At 61.1% G+C, this 19580-nt stretch carries 21 protein-coding genes and 2 pseudogenes; 15 read left to right on the forward strand and 8 right to left on the reverse strand.

Translation table 11 applies throughout. The features are described 5' to 3' along the window. Positions 1-31: 31 nt before the first annotated feature. Both EIO64_RS16525 and nrdR read left to right on the forward strand, forming a co-directional pair. Positions 32-553 carry a hypothetical protein gene (locus EIO64_RS16525; RefSeq protein WP_119310809.1) on the forward strand — a complete coding sequence of 174 codons (522 nt, stop codon included), beginning with the start codon at positions 32-34 and terminating at the stop codon, positions 551-553. 171 nt (positions 554-724) lie between these two features. Next, on the forward strand, positions 725-1183 hold the full coding sequence (gene nrdR, locus EIO64_RS16530) for a transcriptional regulator NrdR (RefSeq protein WP_021748697.1): 459 nt from the start codon (positions 725-727) through the stop codon (positions 1181-1183). A 6-nt stretch (positions 1184-1189) separates the two neighbouring features. Here nrdR and EIO64_RS16535 read toward each other — a convergent pair whose 3' ends face one another. Together EIO64_RS16535 and EIO64_RS16540 are read right to left on the reverse strand one after the other, a co-directional pair. After that, complete coding sequence (locus EIO64_RS16535; RefSeq protein ID WP_021748698.1) at positions 1190-1570, reverse strand: DUF4363 family protein; 381 nt, start codon at positions 1568-1570, stop codon at positions 1190-1192. Next, positions 1567-2250 (reverse strand): DUF421 domain-containing protein, encoded by a 684-nt coding sequence (locus tag EIO64_RS16540; RefSeq protein ID WP_021748699.1) that lies wholly within the window; start codon positions 2248-2250, stop codon positions 1567-1569. Before EIO64_RS16540 ends, EIO64_RS16535 begins: the two co-directional genes overlap by 4 nt. Before the next feature lie 149 nt (positions 2251-2399). Here EIO64_RS16540 and EIO64_RS16545 point away from each other — a divergent pair, with 149 nt between their 5' ends. The 4 genes and pseudogenes from EIO64_RS16545 to EIO64_RS16560 all read left to right on the forward strand — a co-directional run bounded on the left by EIO64_RS16545 (position 2400) and on the right by EIO64_RS16560 (position 6886). Continuing rightward, positions 2400-2867, forward strand: a complete 468-nt coding sequence (locus EIO64_RS16545) for a GNAT family N-acetyltransferase (RefSeq protein WP_021748700.1) — start codon at positions 2400-2402, stop codon at positions 2865-2867. A gap of 370 nt (positions 2868-3237) precedes the next feature. Next, positions 3238-5075 (forward strand): annotated as a pseudogene (glmS, locus tag EIO64_RS16550) (glutamine--fructose-6-phosphate transaminase (isomerizing)). A 115-nt stretch (positions 5076-5190) separates the two neighbouring features. After that, positions 5191-5538 carry a PadR family transcriptional regulator gene (locus EIO64_RS16555; protein WP_021748702.1) on the forward strand — a complete coding sequence of 116 codons (348 nt, stop codon included), beginning with the start codon at positions 5191-5193 and terminating at the stop codon, positions 5536-5538. Then, positions 5525-6886 (forward strand): permease prefix domain 1-containing protein, encoded by a 1362-nt coding sequence (locus EIO64_RS16560; protein WP_136891645.1) that lies wholly within the window; start codon positions 5525-5527, stop codon positions 6884-6886. Before EIO64_RS16555 ends, EIO64_RS16560 begins: the two co-directional genes overlap by 14 nt. A gap of 57 nt (positions 6887-6943) precedes the next feature. Here the strand turns inward: EIO64_RS16560 and EIO64_RS16565 are convergent, their stop codons facing one another. Next, positions 6944-7858: a hypothetical protein gene (locus EIO64_RS16565; protein ID WP_021748704.1), complete on the reverse strand. Its 915-nt coding sequence runs from the start codon at positions 7856-7858 to the stop codon at positions 6944-6946. Further along, positions 7855-8301 (reverse strand): RNA polymerase sigma factor, encoded by a 447-nt coding sequence (locus tag EIO64_RS16570; RefSeq protein ID WP_249390719.1) that lies wholly within the window; start codon positions 8299-8301, stop codon positions 7855-7857. Before EIO64_RS16570 ends, EIO64_RS16565 begins: the two co-directional genes overlap by 4 nt. 249 nt (positions 8302-8550) lie before the next feature. On the opposite strand from EIO64_RS16570, the gene EIO64_RS16575 reads away from it, so the two are divergent. Beyond that, positions 8551-10191, forward strand: coding sequence for an S-layer homology domain-containing protein (locus tag EIO64_RS16575; protein ID WP_136891647.1), 1641 nt, complete (start codon positions 8551-8553; stop codon positions 10189-10191). A 312-nt stretch (positions 10192-10503) separates the two neighbouring features. Here EIO64_RS16575 and EIO64_RS16580 read toward each other — a convergent pair whose 3' ends face one another. Beyond that, entirely contained in the window at positions 10504-10686 is a 183-nt protein-coding gene (locus tag EIO64_RS16580) for a hypothetical protein (protein ID WP_021750184.1), read from the reverse strand. Here EIO64_RS16580 and infC point away from each other — a divergent pair. The 3 genes from infC to rplT are packed head-to-tail and all read left to right on the forward strand — an operon-like array spanning position 10681 to position 11801. Beyond that, positions 10681-11187 carry a translation initiation factor IF-3 gene (infC, locus tag EIO64_RS16585; protein ID WP_021750185.1) on the forward strand — a complete coding sequence of 169 codons (507 nt, stop codon included), beginning with the start codon at positions 10681-10683 and terminating at the stop codon, positions 11185-11187. The two genes, EIO64_RS16580 and infC, sit on opposite strands and share 6 nt — an antisense overlap. A 33-nt stretch (positions 11188-11220) precedes the next feature. After that, the gene (rpmI, locus tag EIO64_RS16590; protein ID WP_021750186.1) at positions 11221-11418 is read left to right on the forward strand and encodes a 50S ribosomal protein L35; all 198 of its coding nucleotides are present in this window, start codon (positions 11221-11223) and stop codon (positions 11416-11418) included. Positions 11419-11450: 32 nt separating this feature from the next. Further along, positions 11451-11801 (forward strand): 50S ribosomal protein L20, encoded by a 351-nt coding sequence (gene rplT / locus EIO64_RS16595; RefSeq protein WP_021750187.1) that lies wholly within the window; start codon positions 11451-11453, stop codon positions 11799-11801. Between the two features lie 103 nt (positions 11802-11904). On the opposite strand, the gene trmB is transcribed toward rplT, so the two are convergent. Further along, positions 11905-12942 carry a tRNA (guanosine(46)-N7)-methyltransferase TrmB gene (gene trmB / locus EIO64_RS16600; RefSeq protein ID WP_119310813.1) on the reverse strand — a complete coding sequence of 346 codons (1038 nt, stop codon included), beginning with the start codon at positions 12940-12942 and terminating at the stop codon, positions 11905-11907. A 184-nt stretch (positions 12943-13126) separates the two neighbouring features. On the opposite strand from trmB, the gene EIO64_RS16605 reads away from it, so the two are divergent. The 5 genes from EIO64_RS16605 (at position 13127) to acrA (ending at position 18164) form a co-directional block, all read left to right on the forward strand. Next, on the forward strand, positions 13127-13900 hold the full coding sequence (locus EIO64_RS16605) for an alpha/beta fold hydrolase (RefSeq protein ID WP_333635546.1): 774 nt from the start codon (positions 13127-13129) through the stop codon (positions 13898-13900). 294 nt (positions 13901-14194) lie between these two features. Continuing rightward, positions 14195-15034 (forward strand): 3-hydroxyacyl-CoA dehydrogenase family protein, encoded by an 840-nt coding sequence (locus tag EIO64_RS16610; RefSeq protein ID WP_429835899.1) that lies wholly within the window; start codon positions 14195-14197, stop codon positions 15032-15034. 38 nt (positions 15035-15072) lie between these two features. Continuing rightward, a complete protein-coding gene (locus EIO64_RS16615; RefSeq protein ID WP_021751625.1) occupies positions 15073-16215 on the forward strand; it encodes an acyl-CoA dehydrogenase in 1143 nt (380 codons plus the stop codon). A 20-nt stretch (positions 16216-16235) separates the two neighbouring features. Further along, entirely contained in the window at positions 16236-17036 is an 801-nt protein-coding gene (gene acrB, locus EIO64_RS16620) for an acryloyl-CoA reductase electron transfer subunit gamma (protein ID WP_119310814.1), read from the forward strand. 18 nt (positions 17037-17054) lie between these two features. Next, positions 17055-18164: an acryloyl-CoA reductase electron transfer subunit beta gene (acrA, locus tag EIO64_RS16625; RefSeq protein ID WP_119310815.1), complete on the forward strand. Its 1110-nt coding sequence runs from the start codon at positions 17055-17057 to the stop codon at positions 18162-18164. A gap of 80 nt (positions 18165-18244) precedes the next feature. Here the strand turns inward: acrA and trmD are convergent. Together trmD and rimM are read right to left on the reverse strand one after the other, a co-directional pair. After that, positions 18245-19032: pseudogene (gene trmD, locus EIO64_RS16630) on the reverse strand (tRNA (guanosine(37)-N1)-methyltransferase TrmD). Next, positions 19022-19528 carry a ribosome maturation factor RimM gene (rimM, locus tag EIO64_RS16635; RefSeq protein ID WP_021749093.1) on the reverse strand — a complete coding sequence of 169 codons (507 nt, stop codon included), beginning with the start codon at positions 19526-19528 and terminating at the stop codon, positions 19022-19024. Before rimM ends, trmD begins: the two are co-directional and overlap by 11 nt. Positions 19529-19580: the final 52 nt, after the last annotated feature.

The following is a 19580-nucleotide window of genomic DNA, read 5'->3' on the forward strand; positions in this document are numbered from 1 at the left end:
AGGCGGGGCCGTTTGGAGAGGGGGCAGAGCGATGGACAAGTTTCCACTGATGCAGGGCTGTTTCTCTGTGGGGGAGCTCATCACGGAGCAGGAGGCGCTGTACACCTGGTTTGAGGCCCGGTGCCGCCTGCCGGGAGAGGGCCTCTGGTGCGCCTGGGCGGTGGGCGACCGGGGAGAGCTGCGGCTGGGCGTTCTGGAGCCCTGTGGGGACCGGGCCACAATCCGGCGGCGGTTTTCCGCCCGGCTGACAGCCCCTCTAGGAAAGCTGCGGCAGGGGGAGATCCGCCCTGCCCATCCGCCGGAGCCGGAGGATTGGACGCCGCTGGAGCGCTCGGCAGTGCGTCTCCGTTCCCCATGGCTTCGGGAGCAGCTGCACCTTGTGCCGGGCGTCCTTGTCCGGGAGGAGCAGGGGCGGCGAGAGCTGGCGGTGCCCTATGACGTGGGCCGCCCCTTTCCGCTGACCGCCTTGTTCTGCTTTGCCCATATCCGCCGTATCCATGGCCGGAGCTACGCCATCTTTGCCTTCAACGGGGAGGAGCGACCGGTGTTCTGAGCCGTCCGGCGGACAGAGACATTTTCAGAAAATTCCAAATGATGTGTTCCACATTTCCCGGGGGTATGATATAATAACCCCAAGACGGCCGTGGCGGAGGGGCTCTCCGCCCGGCCTCAGACACGGGAAGACCTGCCGGCCGGGCGCCGGCGGAGCGTTTGGAGGTCCAGTATGAAGTGTCCCTATTGCGGTTACAGTGAGAGCAAGGTCATTGATTCCCGGCCCGCGGACGAAAACAGCAGCATCCGCCGCCGGCGGGAGTGCCTTTCCTGCGGCAAGCGATTTACCACCTATGAGACGGTGGAGAGCCTGCCTATGGTGGTGGTGAAGAAGGACGGCAGCCGCCAGAGTTTTGACCGGCGGAAGGTGCTGGGCGGCATGATCCGCGCCTGCGAAAAGCGGCCGGTGCCCTTGGCGGAGCTGGAAAAGATCGCCGAGGAGATCGAGCAGGATCTGCAGAACTCCATGGAGCGGGAGATCAGCACAGAGGCCATCGGCGAAAAAGTGATGGAACGGCTGCGAAACGTGGACCAGGTGGCCTATGTCCGGTTTGCCTCCGTCTACCGCCAATTCAAGGATATCGACACCTTTATGACAGAGCTGAACAAGCTCCTGGCCGACAACCGGTGAAGGCCGTCAGAGGACGTTCTTGATATCCAGCCGCTCCGTCTCCGCCAGGAGCCGGAGCTGATCCCGCAGGTCCGAGATCTCCGCCCGGAACTCCGTCAGCTCCCGGGTGGCGGCGAAGGCCAGGGCCCGGCGGTACATGGCCTCCGCGTCGTCCACCGTATCATGCCGCGCCACGATGTGGAGGTAGGTCTGGCTTTCCGACCAGTCGTCATAGCTGCCTGCCAGCGTATCCACGGCCTCGGTCCAGGCCTCTGACTGGGCTTGGGCGTCCGCCTGCTGCAGCTGCTCCCGCCAGCGGACGGTGCTGGCGGTCATGTAGGAGCTGTTCCACAGGGAAAAGACCAGGATGGCTGCCAGGATGCCGACGGATATTCCATACGCCCTCATGACTCTCGCTCCTTTCGGACGCAGAATACCTGCCCCTGTTCGTCCAGGGTCAGGAGGAAGATCTCGCGGGGAGAGGAGGCTTTTTCCCGGGACAGCTGCTTGCGCAGCCAGTTCTCGTCCCGGCCGCAGGCGGTCAGATTGCGGTGGATGACCCGCCCGTCGTTGATGATGACCATGGGCAGTGTCACATCATCCTCCAGCCCCAGTCCCAGTTGTTCCGCCGTGGGCGGCTGCTGGGCTGTCCAGGGAAAGACGGTCAGCTGGCCGGAGTTTTCCAGCACGGCGTACTTCACGTCCTCGATGCGGGTGACGCCCTGCTCCCGCAGTTCCTCCATCAGCTCATCGATGGTAAAGCGGTTCTTCCGCATGGCGTCCTGCTGCAGCTTGCCGCCCCGGATCAGGACCGTGGGCGTCCCGCAGATCAGCGCCCGCAGCCGCAGGCTGCGGAGAGACAGCTGACTCAGCAGCAGTGACAGGGCCAGCAGCGTCAGGATCGGCAGCAGGCCAGAGAGCAGCGGAATGCCGAAGTCCTGCATGGGCACGGCGGCCAGGTCGGAGATCATCATGGTCAGCACCAGCTCGCTGGGCTCCAACTCGCCGATCTGGCGCTTGCCCATCAGGCGCATCCCGACCACAATAAGGAAATAGAGAATGATCGTTCGGACAAAGGCGGTTATCATGGCGAAAATCCCTCCGTTCCGCTAGTATCTGCCGGAACGGGATTTTTATCCGGGATAAGGCTCCCCCAGGAGGGGGAGATTCTTGTAAAGCATGGAAAGAAAATATAGAGTTATACAGCAACAGTTTTGAGAATTAATAAGAAAAAATAATGATGGATTCAAGTGTTCACAAACAATTACATTTCAAATCGGTAAACGCCGAAAACCGCAGGGAAGTTGAGGGCTTGACTGTCTTTTCTGAGCAGGCTGGTTTTATTGAGAGTGTAAGCGAGTGCTTGCGGGAGGCAGATGAATTGGAGCTGTGGCGGCCTGTTGGTATTTATGACAGCGACACGCTGATTGGTTTTGCTATGTACGGCTATTTTCCAGAGCCGGCTCCGGGACAGCTATGGCTGGATCGGCTGCTCATTGATAAAAGATATCAGGGAAAAGGATATGGAAAACAGGCGGTGCTTTCGCTTCTTGACAGATTGCATACAGAGTATCAGAGCGGCACGGTATATCTTAGCGTGTATGAGAATAATCCCCATGCAATCAAGCTTTATCAACAGATTGGTTTCCGGTTTAACGGGAAATACGATAGCAAGGGGGAACATATCATGGAGTATCATTTTTGAGAGATGTAGAGCCAGTCAACGGTCAATATGTGCTGAATCGTCTTAACAGACCTATTTAAGATGGGCTTATCAGGCGCATATTATAGTGACCGCATCAAAATCAAAAAAAGAAAAATCGCAGATGTGAAAGGAGTTTATGGGCCGCGGCCCATCACAGCGCCAGCGCCCGCCGCCAGCGGCGGGACGACGAGGGGAAGGGAGTATCGAAGGATTCGGCGGATGCCCTTCCGTGCCCACGGGCGCGTACACAGCCGGCAAATATGCGGGCAACCGCAAAACAAGGGGGCTGTGACCGTGAAGAAAGTGACAAATGACTGCGTGTTTGTCCTTTTGACCATTCATTACAGAATCTTCAGGAGGATTATCGAATATGTGCGGAATCATCGGATTTGTAGGAAACGAGCCCGCGGCCCCCATTCTGCTGGACGGCCTGGAGCGGATGGAGTACCGGGGGTATGACTCCGCCGGCGTGGCGGTGCGGTCCGAGACGGCGGGACTCCAGGTGCGCAAGACCAAGGGGCGGCTTCAGGTCTTATCCGACCTGATCCACGGCGGCGCGGACCTGGAGGGGAACCTGGGCATCGGGCATACCCGCTGGGCCACCCACGGGGAGCCCAATGACATCAACGCCCATCCCCACGTCAGCGAGAACGGGCGGATCGCCCTCGTCCACAACGGCATCATCGAAAACTATCTGGAAATCAAGGAGCACCTCATGCGCCAGGGCGTCCACTTCACCTCCGACACGGACACGGAGGTGGTGGCACAGCTGCTGGAGTTCCACTACAACGAATGCCACAACATGCTGGAGGCTGTGGGCCGCTGCCTGCGGCGGATCGAGGGGTCCTACGCCTTCGGCATCATCTGTGCGGATTACCCCAACGCCCTCATTGCCGCCCGGAAGGACAGCCCCCTCATCATCGGCTACGGTCAGAACGGCAACTTCATCGCCTCCGACGTGACGGCTGTCATCAAGTACACCCGGGACGTGGTGTACATGGACGATGGGGAGATCGCTGTCCTCACCGCCGACAGCGTGGACGTGTTTGACGACGAGCTGCTGCCGGTGGAGAAGACCCACAGTCTGGTGGACTGGGATGTGTCCGCAGCGGAGAAGGGCGGCTACGCCCACTTCATGGCCAAGGAGATCATGGAGCAGCCGGAGGCGGTCCGCAAGACCATCTCCCCCCGCATCCGGGACGGCCGTGTGGTGCTGGACAATCTGCATCTGACGGCGGAGTACGTCCGCGACCTCTCCCGGATTTACGTCATCGCCTGCGGCTCCAGCTACCATGTGGGCGTGGTGAGCAAGTACAGCTGGGAAAAGCTGCTGCGCCGCCCGGTGGAGGTGGTGCTGGCCTCCGAGTTCCGGTACTGTGATCCTCTGGTGGACGAAAAGACTCTGGTCATCGTCATCAGCCAGTCTGGAGAAACCCTGGACACTATGGCCGCCATGCGGGAGGCCAAGCGCCGGGGCGGCCGGACCCTGGCCATCGTCAATGTGGTGGGCAGCTCCATCGCCCGGGAGGCGGATGACGTGCTGTACACTTGGGCCGGGCCGGAGATCGCCGTGGCCACCACCAAGGCATACACCACCCAGCTGGTGCTGATGGATCTGGTGGGCCTCTATCTGGCGGACCTGCTGGGTATGGTGGAACAGAGCGAGTATGACACCATTCTCTCCGAGATGCAGCTGCTGCCGGAGAAGATGCGCCAGTTCCTCTCCCACACGGAGGACATCCAGTATTACGCCTCCCGGTACTTCAACCACGACTCCATCTTCTTCATCGGCCGGAACCTGGACTACGCCATGGGCCTGGAGGGTTCCCTGAAGCTGAAAGAGATCAGCTATATCCACTCGGAGGCCTACGCCTCCGGCGAGCTGAAACACGGCACCATCTCCCTGATCGAGCCGGGGACCCTGGTGGTGGCCCTGGGAACCTACGCGCCTCTCTTTGACAAAGCCATGAGCAACGTGGTGGAGGTGAAGGCCCGGGGGCCGAGGTGCTGGCCCTGACCACCGAGGACTTCCGGGAAAAGATGGAGAAGACTGCCGACGCCACTGTCTCTGTGCCGGTGACCCATCCCATGCTCCAGCCCTCTCTGGGCGTGGTGCCCCTGCAGCTGTTCGCCTACTATGTGGCGCTCCAGCGGGGCTGTGACATCGACAAGCCCCGGAACCTCGCCAAGAGCGTGACTGTGGAATAACGAATTGCCGCCCGGACCATCTGGTCCGGGCGGTTTTTTTACTTGACTTATATAGGGAATCGATATATAATGGCGCTGTCAAAATATATAGAATATCTATATAAGGAGGAAGTCTATGGAGGCCGATAAGAGTCTGGTCAGCGGCAGCATGGCCCTGTTGGTCCTGAAGCTGCTGGAGGACGGGGACAAGTACGGCTACCAGATGACCAGCGAGCTGCGGCAGCGGTCGGAGGACGTGTTCCACCTGAAAGCGGGGACCCTGTACCCCCTCCTCCACAGCCTGGAGGAAAAGGGGCTGGTCACCGCCTACGAGCGGGAGGCCGCTGCCGGTAAGCCCCGGCGGTACTACCATCTGACAAAGGCGGGGGAGGCCGCCCTGCGGGAGAAGGAGACGGCGTGGCACACCTATGCCGATGCCGTGGGCCGTGTGCTGGGGGGAGGTGCCTGCTGTGCCGGGACCTGAGAGCGTCCGGGGCTATCTGGACGCGGTGGAGGCACAAATCCGCTGGAAGCGGGCCCGGACTGTGGCGGCCCGGGAGCTGGAAACTCATCTGGAGGACCAGCAGGAGGAATTTCTGGCCGAAGGCCATCCGCCGGAAGAGGCGGAGCGCTTGGCAGTGGAGGATATGGGGGACCCGGTGGCCGTGGGCGCGGACCTGGACCGCCTCCACCGGCCCAGGCCCCAGTGGGGGATGCTGGGCCTGACCCTGGCGCTGCTGCTGGTGGGCGGCTGGTTGCGGTACGCCCTCACCCGAGCGGGAGCACCCTGGGATGAGGATCTGGATCCGCTGCGCTGTGCTCTGTCAGTGGTGACCGGGGCTGCTGTGCTGGTCGGAGCCTACTTCCTGGACGTCTCCCGGCTGCTGCGCTGGGCCAAGTGGGTGTACATCGGTGCGGTGATGGCGGGGGTATTGTCCCTACATCTCTCACCCAATGTCAACAACGCCTCTTATTTCACCCGGTATGTGGTGCTGTTCTATCCGGCAGTCTACGCACTGTGGCTGTATGCCTGCCGGGGAAAGGGCTGGCGGGGCCTGCTGGCTGCCGTGGCGGGCGGCATCCCTTTGACGGTGGTCTGTATGTGTGCGCCCTTTATTCAGGGGATGATTCAGCTGATGGTTATTGGCTGCTTTCTGCTGTTGCTCGCTATCCAGATGGACTGGTTCACCGTGCCCCGGCGGCAGGGACTGGCGGCGGTGGGCGGACTGGCTGCTGTGATGGCTGGAGCGGTGCTGTGGATGCTGTTGGTGGCGGGCTATAATGCAGCGCGGATTCAGATTCTCCTGCACCCGGAGATAGACCCACAGGGGGCGGGGTATCAGGCTGTAATGGCTCGCCGGATACTTGGGGCATCCCGCCTGATGGGGAAGGGAGGAGACCTCTCAATCCAGCCGCAAACGGTCTGGGGCAGGGAACTGCTCCCGGAGATGATGCTGCCGGAGTGGAACCACGATTTTCTGCCCACCACCATGGTCTACAAACTGGGGTGGTTGCCCTATCTGCTCCTGCTGGCAGTTTTGGCTGTCCTGCTGCTGTGGATGCTGCGGCGATGTGCCTGCCAGCAAAGCCAGAGCGGAAAGCTGCTGGCACTGGCCGTTGTCCTGACGCTGGCGGTGCAGTCGGCCTTTGCGGCGGCGCTGAATCTGGGCTTTGTGCTGTTCAGCGCCCAGCTCCCTCTGGTGACGGGAAATCTCCACAGCATGGTGGACTGCGCCCTGATCGGGTTGGCGCTGTCGGCCTTCCGCTCAGAGTCCATTTTGCGGGACGCGGTGGTTCCGGTCCCGCGGCCCCCGCAAACACAAACAGCTTGACCAGAAAAGACAAGGGCGGAGAGGGAGCCCCTCTCCGCCCTTGCTGTATACAATTCGTCAGTTGGCCTCCTGAATCAGGAAGGTCTGGTTCCCCACCCCGTCCGCGGATTTCTCCACTTCCAGGTCCTCATGCGCCTCCTGCACCGCCAGCTGCGCATCCGTCATAGGCTCCCATGGGATACCGGTACTCTCCACAAAGGCCCGGGCAGCGTCCGGATCGGCTGTATGTGTGTCCAGCGGCAGGGTGAACATGCAGCCCGTCACATTGTCCCGCAGATCCACTGTGCCGTCTTCTGCCAGGGAGAAACGCTCATAGGAGGGGGCGGCGAATCCCTCATACAGCGCGAGATATACCGTGTGATCCGAAAATATCTCCAGGCTCTGCGTGTCCAGTACATAATAGGCCCGGCCGTCCCGCAGAAAGGAGGAGCAGGCACCGTTCAGGGTGAACACGTTGACGGCCCGGGGATCATAGCCGGACACCAGGGGCGTAACAGTGAAGGCCCCGCAGGGGACCACGTCATAGTTCTCCTCTGTCAGGGGTGTGCCGTCCGTCCGGACCACGGACACCACGGCATAGGTGCGGCTTTCCTGGACATCGGCGCACCACTGGGAGATGTTGGCGCCGCTGACCATCCCCATCAGGGTGACGGTGTAGTCCCCAACGGTCTGGGTCTCATTGAGGATCACGGCGGCTTCGCTTTGGAAGGCCTCCGCCAACATTGGATCGTTCAGTTCCTCCGCAACCTGGGCGGGGGTCAGCCACAGCACGGCGGCGGACACAGTCACGGCCAGGAGGGCCACGGCCGCCGCAGCCAGCAGGGTAATTTTTTTCGTGCGATTCATGGACATCTTGTTCTGCTCCTTTTCAGATGCGTGCCGCATGGCTGCCAGCTTTTGAAGAGTCCGCTCCTCGAAGTCCGGGGAGAAGTCCACGGCGTCAAATGCGGCGCGGTAGTTCTGGCGATTCATTCCACATCCTCCTTTAAAAGTTGGCGCAGCCGCTCCCGCCCCCGGGAGAGTCGGGTCCCCACGGTAGGGAGGGGGATTTGCAGCAGCTTGGAAATCTCCTTGATGGAATAGCCCTCATAATAATAGAGGTGGATGACAGCGCTGTACTTCGCCGGCAGGGCCTGCACGGCGGAAAGGATGGGGGAGGGCTCCGGCATCTCTCCGCCTGGAAGGACCTCCGCGGTCTCCAGGGGGAGATTCCGCCGCTCCGCCGCCCGGGCCATGTCGCAGGCCCGGTGGAGCGTGGTGCGGATCAGCCACGCCTTTTCGTGCTCCAGGTCCCGGAAGTGCGGCCGGGTGGTCAGCAGCTTCAAAAAGACCTCCTGCACCACGTCTTCCGCGTCGGCGGGAGAGGACAGGCGGGTCATGGCGATCCGCAGCAGCATGGGGCTGTACGCAGCCACCGTGCGGCGGATGGATTCGTCGGTACCAAACGAAGTCAGGGTCCTCAGCTCCTTTCACCCATAACACGGACCAGCCTGCCCGGATTATTCACCTTCCGGAAAAATTTGCAAAGCCCGTTTTCTGCCTGCGGGAGATTGACAGGGAGAAGCGGCTGTGATAATATGTAAACCAATTATAGCGTCCCTCCGCACTGCGGTGGGACTTTTTTGGGACACGGTATGTCGAAAAAACAGGAAAGGAAGCGGATCATGGGAAAAAAACGGGTGTTTGCGGCGCTGCTGGCGCTGGCAGTGACAGTGGGGTCTCTGGTACTGCCGGCCCGGGCGGCCTTTACCGATACGACGGGCCACTGGGCGGAGACCGCCATCACGAAATGGAGTGAGGAGTACAGCATCATCAACGGCTATGAGGACGGCACATTCCGGCCGGACAACTCCATCACCCGGGGCGCCTTTGCGGGCATTCTGGACCGCTTCCTGAAATTCCAAAGCACCTCGCCCGCCGGGACGTTCTCTGATCTGAGCGGGAACTACTGGGAGGATGCCATCCTGAAGCTCCACGCCTCCGGCGTTTACCTGGGCAACAACGGGCAGGCCCTGGCCGGGGACACCATCACCCGCCAGCAGGCGGTGACCATGATCGCACGGGCCTTCAACATCTCGGGGGAGAGCGCAACGGTCTATTACCTGGATGCGGACCAGGTGGCGGATTACGCGAAGCCGTATCTGGCGGAGATGTCCGCCCTGGGCTACATCACGGATTCCTCCGACGGGTACTTCCGTCCCACGGACGCCATCACCCGGGCGGAGATCGTGACGATCCTGGACAACATGATCGAGGTGCTGATCCAGACCAGCACCACCTACACCCAGGACGTGGAGGGCACGGTGATGGTCAACGCGGCGGAGGGGGCCTGCCTCCAGGACATGACCATCACGGGGGATCTGATTCTGGCCCCCGGCGTCACCGGGACGGTGACCCTGGAGAACGTGACCATCCAGGGCGCGGTACGGAACTTCGGCAGCGCCGTGGTCACGGACCTCTCCCAGCGGCCGGAGGAGCCGGAGCAGCCGCCGGCCATCCAGCCCGGCGACGTGTACACGCCCTCGGAGACCACAGGGGAGTATCTGACATACAGCAACCAACAGATCCCCATCTACGCCGGGGTGGAGCGGAACCGCTTCTCCCAGGGAGATTTCATGTGGGACCCGGACCGTCCGGACCGCCTGATCTATACCGGTGACGACTACCGGACCCGCTTCGGCATCGACGTGTCCGCCTATCAGAACCGGGCCAGCGCCAACAACACCATCGACTGGGAGGCCGCCAAGGCCGACGGCGTGGAGTTCGCCATGGTGCGGATCGGCCTGCGGGGCTACGGCTCCGGCAGCATCATGGAGGATGCTTTCTACGCCCAGAATATTGACGGGGCCATGGCGGCGGGCATCGAGACCGGCGTCTACTTCTTCGCCCAGGCCATCACCGTGGAGGAGGCCATCGAGGAGGCGGACTTTGTCATCAGCCTGCTGGAGGGCCACGAGATCGACGGCCCCGTGGCCTACGACTGGGAGATGCACGACAGCACCTACCGGGTCTACGGCACCACGCCGGAGATGGCCACCGCCTGCGCAGTGGCGTTCTGCGAGCGCATCGAAGAGGCCGGCTACGACGCCATGGTCTACGCCGGGCAGTATGTCAGCTACATCAAATATGACCAGGGCGCTCTGGAGCCGTATCTCTCCTGGTACCCCGAGTACAAGAGCGAGAGCTCCGAGCTTCTGTACCCCACCCTGTACTATCACATGGACTACTGGCAGTATTCCAGCAAGTGCTCTGTGGCCGGTATCGGCGGCAACGTGGATGTGAACCTCCAGTTCATCCGGCGGTAAGCCCTTCTCTCCAAAAGAAATACGGCGGGGCGTCTGCCCCGCCGTATGGCGATTCCAGGGGAGTTACTTGCGGTTTTCCTTCTGGGCCTTGTTCTGGTTCTGCTGGCTGTTCTCACGGTTCTCCTTCTGCTGAGTCTGGCCGGCATCGCGCTTGTTCTGGTTGTCGCGGTTGCTCATCAGGACACCTCCTTTCGCCTGCTTGAGTACATGGCATAGTCTCACCGCCAGCTGCGGAAATTATACGCGGAGGCTGGAAAAAACCTTGTCACCGGAGGAAAAAATGGATTGACAAAAGGACAAAAGGGTGCTATACTAATCCAGCAAAACAAAGAAGGCTGACTGCATCCGCCTCACCTCCAGCGATTTGGCAAAGAGGTTTACACTGCTGTAATCAGACCACCGGGCGGTGGTTTGTTGTTGCGCGGATGCCTGCATGGTATCCGCGTTTTGTGATTCTGAGATGGAGGTGCTTCGACCATTAGTAAAGTAGTGCATGAACTGAACGAGGAGATCAGAGACAAGGAGATTCGCCTGATCGGTTCCGAGGGCGAGCAGCTCGGCATCATGCCCCCTGCGGAAGCTTTGAAGATCGCCGACGAGCAGGGCCTGGACCTGGTCAAGATCTCGCCGCAGGCCGTTCCCCCCGTGTGCAAGCTGATGAACTACGGCAAGTTCCGGTTCGAGCAGAGCAAGCGGGAAAAAGAGGCCAGAAAAAACCAGCACGTGGTGGAGATCAAAGAGATTCGGATGTCTCCGGGCATCGACATCGGGGATTTCAATACGAAGCTCAAAAACGCGCAGAAGTTCATCGCCGACGGCAACCGCGTCAAGGTCTCGGTCCGATTCCGCGGCCGGGAGATGGCCCATACCGACATCGGTAGGGACCTGCTGGACCGGTTTGCCGCACAATGCGCCGAAACCGCCAATCTGGATAAGCCCGCCAAGCTGGAGGGCCGGATGATGTCCATCTTCCTCTCCCCCAAATCCGGCAAGTAATCTGATTTCAACGATACGGAAGGAGCAACCATTATGCCGAAGCTGAAGACCCACAGTGGTGCAAAGAAGAGATTTAATCTGACCAAGACCGGAAAGGTCAAGCGCGCCAAGGCCTACAAGAGCCATATCCTGACCAAGAAGGATACCAAGCGCACTCGTCGTCTGCGTGCCGGCGGCTATGCGGATACCACCAATGTGGATGCCATCCGCAAGATGATCCCCTACAAGTAAGACACGAGACGTTCAAATAGGAGGTTTTTGAAATGGCTAGAGTCAAGGGCGCGATGATGACGCGCAAGAGAAGAAATAAGATCCTGAAGATGGCGAAGGGCTACTGGGGCTCCAAGTCTAAGCACTTCCGTGTGGCCAACCAGGCCGTGATGAAGTCCCTGAGCTATGCCTACACCGGCCGCCGGCTGAAGAAGCGTGATTTCCGCTCCCTGTGGATCACCCGCATCTCCGCCGCCTGCAAGATGAACGGCATGAACTACTCCACCTTCATGCACGGCCTGAAGGTCGCTGGCATTGAGATCAACCGGAAGATGCTGGCGGAGATGGCTGTCAACGACGCCGCCGCCTTCACCCAGCTGACCGAGATCGCCAAGAAGGCGTAAGATCCCTTTCCAGACTATGTGAGCAGCGCCCTCCCAAATGGGAGAGCGCTGCTTTTTGTATATCCAGGACGGAGGGGAGGCAATCCCCGTTGTGCCCCTTCGGTCAGGCTTTCCGGCAGAAGTACGGCCCGCGGTCCGCCTCATGGGGCTGCGCAAACGTCCAGGTGAAATCCTTGTCTACCACGTACCAGTCCGCTCCGGGAATGGCGCGTGCATCTGCGGGCAGGGTAACCAGCTCCTCCGCCGTCACCGGCCGCACCAGAGGCTCACCCTCCGGCGGCTCTTCATAATAAAAGAGGTATTTCTCACCGGATGCCTCCGACAGAGCCTGCCGGGCCGCGTCGCCGGACAGGCAGGGCACCAGGTTCCAGGAGAAGAGATGCCACAGGTAATTCCCATCCGACAGCACATGCCTCCCCAACTCCGCGTCGGACACGCCGTCGGCAAAAACGTCCAGCCAGCGGTTCTTCACCCGCCGAATGTCGGTGGGGAAGGGTTCCTCCCAGGGAACCATGGTGGCCACACACCGGCAGATGGGCAGCCCCTGCTCATGGAACTTGGCCTCGTAGTCCGTCATGACGCCCACCGGGCCATTCGCATGGAGGTCCCGGGTGACCTCGGACAGCTCAAAGCCGAACAGAGGCAGCTCCTCCACGGAGAAGGTGAAGAGGTCCTGATTGTCCGTCTTGAAGTGGATCTGCCCGCCCATCTTCAGCACCTGGCGGTACAGCCGCAGGAAGTTGCCGTGGGTCAGGCGGCGCTTGGCGTGGCGGTTGCTGGGCCAGGGATCGCAGAAATTGATATAGATCCGGTCCGCCTCTCCCGGGGCAAAGAACAGGGGCAGCTGGTCAGCATTGGCGTCGATGAAGAACACGTTGGTGAGCCCCTGGGCCGCACACCGCTCCATGGCCATGACCATGGCATCCGGCACCCGCTCCACAGCGATGAACAGCACGTCCGGCTCCGCCGCCGCTGTGCCGGCGGTGAAGCGGCCTTTGCCGCAGCCCAGCTCCAGCCGCAGCTCCCGGGCCTGGGGCATCAGCTCCCGCCACTTGCCCGGCATGGAGTAGGGCTCCCGGATCAGGCGGTCGCCGCAGCGCTCCATCCGGGGGATCAGATTCTTTTTCTTTCGCATCCGCATGTGTCAACATCCTCCTGGGTCGGTTCCCGATCCGATTTCAGGAAGACCCCGCCGGGGAGTCCTCCGTACATTCAGAATGCTATTGTACCATACAGACCCGGCGCTGTAAATGGCGGCGTGGATTTCCTGCTTGCGCGGAAAGCAAAGAGATGATATGATAGCCCAAATGGGAGGGGGGAGCGATGTGCCCAAGGTGCCCTACTGCGGCAGAAGCATGTTTTATCAGGAGGCGGGCGAGGGCCCGGTCCTGATCTTTCTCCATGGCAATACCGCCTCATCCCGGCTGTTTGAGCCGTTGCTTCCACTCTATACGCCTCATTTCCGGTGTGTGCTGCTGGACTTTCTGGGAAACGGGCGCTCCGACCGGGTGGAGTCGTTTCCGGCGGACCTGTGGCAGGAAGAGGCTCGGCAGGCCCTGGCCCTGATCCGGGCGGCGGGCTATGAGAGGCCCTGTCTGCTGGGAACCAGCGGCGGCGCCTGGGCCGCCATGAACGCGGCCCTGCTGGCACCCGGCGCAGTAGGCGCCGTAGTGGCGGACAGCTTTGACGGGCGGAGCCTTCACCCGGGGTTTGCGCGGGATTTGACAGCAGAGCGGGACCGCGCCAAAAGAGACAAGGCAGCCCGGGAATTTTATGCATGGTGCCAGGGACCGGACTGGGAGGCGGTGGTGGACCGGGACACGGATGCCCTGTTGCGATGCGCCGCCTCCGGACGGCCGCTGTTCTGCGGCCCGCTGGAGCAGATGCGGCCGCCAGTGCTCCTGATGGGGAGCCGGGAGGACCCCATGTGCAGACAGGATTTGGAAGAGGAATACAAGGCGATGGCGGCGCAGATGCCCCATGCCGCCGTGCGCTTGTTTGCATCCGGTGGGCACCCTGCCATTCTTTCCCGGGCGGAGGCGGCTAAGGAGGAGATCCTGGCATTTTGGCTCCGGTGCGAGGCGGCCGAGAGGCTGTGAGATTTCCGGCAGATACAACTGGAACGAAGGGCCTTGTGAATGCATTAACAAAATTGTATAAAGTTTAACGAACAATTTGTATGAAGTGTAAAAAACGTGAAATTTTTCGCAAACTGCACAAATTATACTTGATAAATGCCGCCAGTCACCCTATAATAAAGTTTGTGAGTAAATTGGCAATATCGGAATGACTCTGTGTTCTCCCGGAGGGGCGGCACAGCCCGGCCCCCTGGAGTGCCGAAAGGCATGAAACAAGGAAACCAAACAATTTATTCAAAAATAACAGGAGGAAAAATCATGAAGGTTGCAGTTTTTGGCGCAGGTACCATGGGCAGCGGCATTGCGCAGGTTTTCGCGGCAAAGGGCCACACCGCCCTGATGTATGCCAGCTCCGTCGCTTCCGCGCAGAAGCACAAGGATAAGCTGGCTGCTTCCCTGCAGAAGCGGGTGGAGAAGGGCAAGATGACCCAGGAGGCTGTGGACGCCCTGCTGGCCAACGTGCTGGTGGAGGAGAAGTCCGCCTGCGCCGACGCGGATCTCATCATCGAGTGCGTCAAGGAAGACATGGCTACCAAGAAGGAGCTGCTGAATGAGCTGGACGGCCTGTGCAAGCCCGAGGCCATCTTCGCCTCCAACACCTCTTCTCTGTCTATCACCGAGATGGGCAACGGTCTGAAGCACCCCGTCATCGGTATGCACTTCTTCAATCCCGTGCCCAGCATGAAGCTGGTGGAGATCATCCGCGGCGCCAACACCACCCAGGAGACCTTCGATTTCGTCTATAAGCTGTCCCAGGAGATCGGCAAGGAGCCCGTCGAAGTGGCTGAGGCCCCCGGTTTCGTGGTCAACAAGATCCTGATCCCCATGATAAATGAGGCCATCGGCCTGGTAGAGACCGGCGTCGCCTCCGTGGCCGACATCGACAAGGCCATGCAGCTGGGCGCCAACCATCCCATGGGCCCCCTGGCTCTGGGCGACTTCATCGGCCTGGACGTGTGCCTGGCCATTATGGAGACCCTGTACAATGAGACCGGCGACTCCAAGTACCGTCCCGCGCTGCTGCTGCGCAAGATGGTTCGCGGCGGCCTGCTGGGCAAGAAGACCGGCAAGGGCTTCTATGATTATTCCAAGTAATTGAAGTCAGCACCAACAAGAAAAGGAGTTAATGGTATATGGATTTTCATCTGACAAACGAGCAGCAGATGCTCCGGAAGATGTACCGTGAATTCGCCGAGAACGAAGTGAAGCCTCTGGCTGAGGAGATCGACGAAGAGGAGCGGTTCCCCATGGAGACCGTCGAGAAGATGGCCAAGCTGGGGATGATGGGTATTTACTTCCCCAAGGAGTACGGCGGCGCCGGCGGCGACGTTCTGTCCTACGCCATGTGCGTGGAGGAGCTGGCCAAGGTCTGCGGCACCACTGCTGTTATCGTTTCTGCCCACACTTCCCTGTGCTGCGCCCCCATCTTTGAGCACGGCACCGAGGAGCAGAAGCGGAAGTATCTGCCCGACCTGCTCTCCGGCAAGAAGATCGGTGCCTTCGGCCTGACCGAGCCCAACGCCGGCACAGACGCCTCCGGCCAGCAGACCCTGGCGGTGCTGGAGGGCGACCACTACGTCCTCAACGGTTCCAAGTGCTTCATCACCAACGGCAACGTGGCCGATACCTTCGTGGTGTTCGCCATGACTGACAAGTCCAAGGGCAACCACGGCATCTCTGCCTTCATCGTGGAGAAGGACTTCCCCGGCTTCTCCACCGGCAAGCACGAGAAGAAGATGGGCATCCGCGGCTCCTCCACCTGCGACCTGATCTTTGAGGACTGCATCGTTCCCAAGGAGAATCTGCTGGGCAAAGAGGGCAAGGGCTTCAAGATCGCCATGCAGACCCTGGACGGCGGCCGGATCGGCATCGCCGCGCAGGCCCTGGGCCTGGGCGAGGGCGCTGTCAACGAGGCTGTCAAGTACACGCAGGAGCGTGTCCAGTTCGGCAAGCGCCTGAGCCAGTTCCAGAACACTCAGTTCCAGCTGGCCGACATGCACACCCGGATGCAGGCTGCTCAGTACCTGGTGTACGCTGCTGCCATGAAGAAGCAGAATCACGAGGACTATTCCATGGACGCCTCCATGGCGAAGCTGTTCGCCGCTGAGGCTGCCTCCGATGTCACGCGCCGCGCCGTCCAGCTGTTCGGCGGCTACGGCTACACCCGCGAGTATCCCGTGGAGCGCATGATGCGCGACGCCAAGATCACCGAGATCTACGAGGGTACCAGCGAGGTCCAGCGGATGGTTATTTCCAGCCGCCTGGGCGTGAAGTAAGATAGGAGGTAAAGGTTAACATGAAAATCATTGTTTCCATCAAGCAGGTTCCCGACACCTCCGGTAAGGTGGCGGTGAATCCGGACGGCACCCTGAACCGTGCGTCCATGCAGACCATCACCAACCCCGACGATATGAACGCCCTGGAGGCGGCCCTGAAGATCAAGGACGCCACCGGCTGCAAGGTTGTTGTGGTGACCATGGGTCCGCCTCCCGCTGCCGGTATGCTCCGCGAGGCGCTGGCTATGGGCGCTGACGAGGCCGTGCTGGTGTCCGCCCGCGAGTTCGGCGGTTCCGATACATACGCCACCTCTCAGATCCTGGCTGCGGCCATCAACAAGATCGGCGTAGAGGCTGACGACATCGTCATGTGCGGCCGGCAGGCCATCGATGGCGACACTGCCCAGGTGGGTCCCCAGATTGCCGAGAAGCTGCATCTGCCCCAGGTGACCTACGCCGCCGACATCCAGAAGGACGGCGACACCATCACCGTCAAGCGGATGCTGGAGGACGGCTACATGACCATCAAGGTCAAGACTCCCTGCCTGATCACCTGCATCAAGGAGCTGAACGAGCCCCGCTATATGAGCGTGGGCGGTGTGTTCGAGGCTTACGGCAAGCCCATGACCACCTACGACTATGAGGCGCTGAAGGACGATCCCCTGATCGACGCCACCACCATCGGCCTGAAGGGCTCTCCCACCAACATCTTCAAGAGCTTCACCCCGCCCCAGAAGGGCGCCGGCATGATGCTGGAGGGCGCCGACAAGGCGACCTGCGAGAAGCTGGCCGACATTCTGGCGAAGAAGCACATCATCTGAGAAAGGGGATAAACGAATATGTCTAATTTCAACAGCGCCGATATCGCTGCTTTCAAGGATGTGTGGGTCTTCTGCGAGCAGCGCGAGGGCAAACTGATGCCCACCGACTTTGAGCTGATCTCCAAGGGCCGCGACTTGGCCGACGAGCTGGGTGTGAACCTGTGCGGCCTGCTGCTGGGAGGCGAGGGCATCGAGTCCGCTGCCAAGGAGCTGGGCGGCTACGGCGCCGACAAGGTGCTGGTGTGCGAGAGCCCCCTGCTGGCCGTCTACAACACCGATGCCTATGCCAAGGTGATCTGCGACGTGATCGAGGAGCTGAAGCCCGAGGCGTTCCTGATCGGCGCCACCAACATCGGCCGTGACCTGGGGCCCCGCTGCGCGGCCCGTCTGCACACTGGACTGTGCGCGGACTGCACCCACCTGGACGTGGATGTGGCGAACTACATCCAGTTCCTGCGTGAGTCCAGCACCCTGGACGTGGACAGCCAGAAGTGGGATATGGAGGACCGGAACCTGAAGATGACCCGTCCGGCCTTCGGCGGCCACCTGATGGCCACCATCATCTGCCCGCGGTTCCGTCCCTGCATGGCGACGGTGCGCCCCGGCGTGATGAAGAAGAACGTCTTCGACCAGGCCAAGGCGGATGCGTGCGAGATCGTGAAGCCCAGTTTCCAGCTGAGCGAGAGCGACCTGAACACCGAGGTTGTGGAGGTCGTGAAGGCCGCCAAGAAGCTGGTGGACCTGATCGGCGCGGACTACATCGTGTCTGTGGGCCGCGGCATCAGCAAGGATGTCGAGGGCGGCATCAAGCTGGCTGAGGAGCTGGCGGACGTCCTGGGCGGCGTCGTGGGCGGCTCCCGTGCCACCATCGACTCCGGCTGGCTGTCTGCCGACCATCAGGTGGGCCAGACCGGCAAGACGGTGCATCCGAAGGTGTACATCGCCCTGGGCATCTCCGGCGCCATCCAGCACAAGGCCGGTATGCAGGACTCCGAGTGCATCATCGCGGTGAACAAGAACGACACTGCGCCCATCTTCGAGATTGCCGACTACGGCATCTGCGGCGACCTGTTCAAGGTCACCCCCATGCTGATCGAGGCCATCAAGGCCGCCAAGGCTGCGAAGTAAGCGAATAAAAGCCAAGAGCCGCACGGGCAAAGCCCGTGCGGCTCTGTTCTGTTTGAACACCTATGGGGGATACCGGCAGTTCAGGACTCTGCGCGCTCGGCGGCACAATCCGGATGCTCTGCGACAAACTCCGCCTCAGCCTCCGCCAGGATCTTTTTGTCTGCCTTGGTGGTGAGTTGGGATTTATCGAATTTGGCGAACAGGTCCGGCCGCCGTTCCATAGTGCGCTTGTAGCTCTGCTTTTTCCGCCAGGCAGCCACCTTACCGTGGTCACCGGAGAGCAGGATCTCCGGCACTGCTCGACCGTGCCATTCAGCCGGGCGGGAGTATTGGGGATATTCCAGCAGCCCGTTCCAGTGGGATTCCTCCTCAAAGCACTCCGCATCCGGCAGAACGCCGGGCACCATGCGGCACACCGCGTCCGCCACCGCCATGGCGGGGATCTCTCCACCGGTGAGGACGAAGTCCCCATGCTGATCTCCTCGTCCACACACTCGTCCAGGAACCGCTGGTCCACACCCTCATAGTGGCCGCAGACCAGGATCAAGTGGTCATATCGCGCTTTCAGCTCCTTGGCAACTTCCTGGGTGAAGGTGCGGCCGCAGGGGGAGAGGAAGATCGTCCGTCCGGGGCCGTAGGTCTCCACGATGTGGCTCCAGCAGCGGTACAGGGGATCTGCCTGCATGACAGCGCCCCGGCCGCCGCCGTAGGGATAGTCGTCCACCTGCATCTGCCTGTTGGTGGTGTATTGGCGGATCTGGTGGCTCTGGATGGAGATATAGCCTCGCTGCTGGGCCCGGCCCAGGATGCTCACGTTCAGCATGGCGTCCACTGAGTCTGGGAACAGCGTCATGATGTCAATTCTCATCCGTGGCCATCCCTTCCCAAACCTGGACCTCCATCCGGTTGGCGTCCAGGTCCACCGATTTGATAAACACATCCGGCACGGCGGGGATCAGATACTCCCGCGCTCCCCTGACCGTGTAGACCTTGTGAGCGGGATAGGAGTCCACCCGGGTGATCTCGCCCAGCGTCTCGCCGGTGGCGGCGTCACAGACGGTCATGCCCAGCAGCTCCGCATCAAAGCAGGCGCCCTCCGGCAGCTTGGCGTCTGCCCGGCGGATATACAGGTTCTTACCCTTCAGGGCCAGGGCCGCGTTCATATCATCCACGCCGGGGAACTTCATCAGCACCAGGGACTTGTGGACGTGGTTGGCGGTGGGGGTGACGGGGGCCCCGTCCAAATAGAACGTCTGGAACTGGGTCAGGAAGGCAGGGTCCTGGCCGTCCGGCTGTACCCGCACCTCGCCCCGGATGCCGTGGGCGTTGACGATGCGGCCGATTTTGATGGTTTCCAATCTCATAGGAGCGCTCCTTTGGGAAGTGATGGCACGCCGGGCCGTCTCCGACCCGGAC

The organism is Dysosmobacter welbionis (assembly GCF_005121165.3).
Lineage (GTDB): Bacteria > Bacillota > Clostridia > Oscillospirales > Oscillospiraceae > Oscillibacter > Oscillibacter welbionis.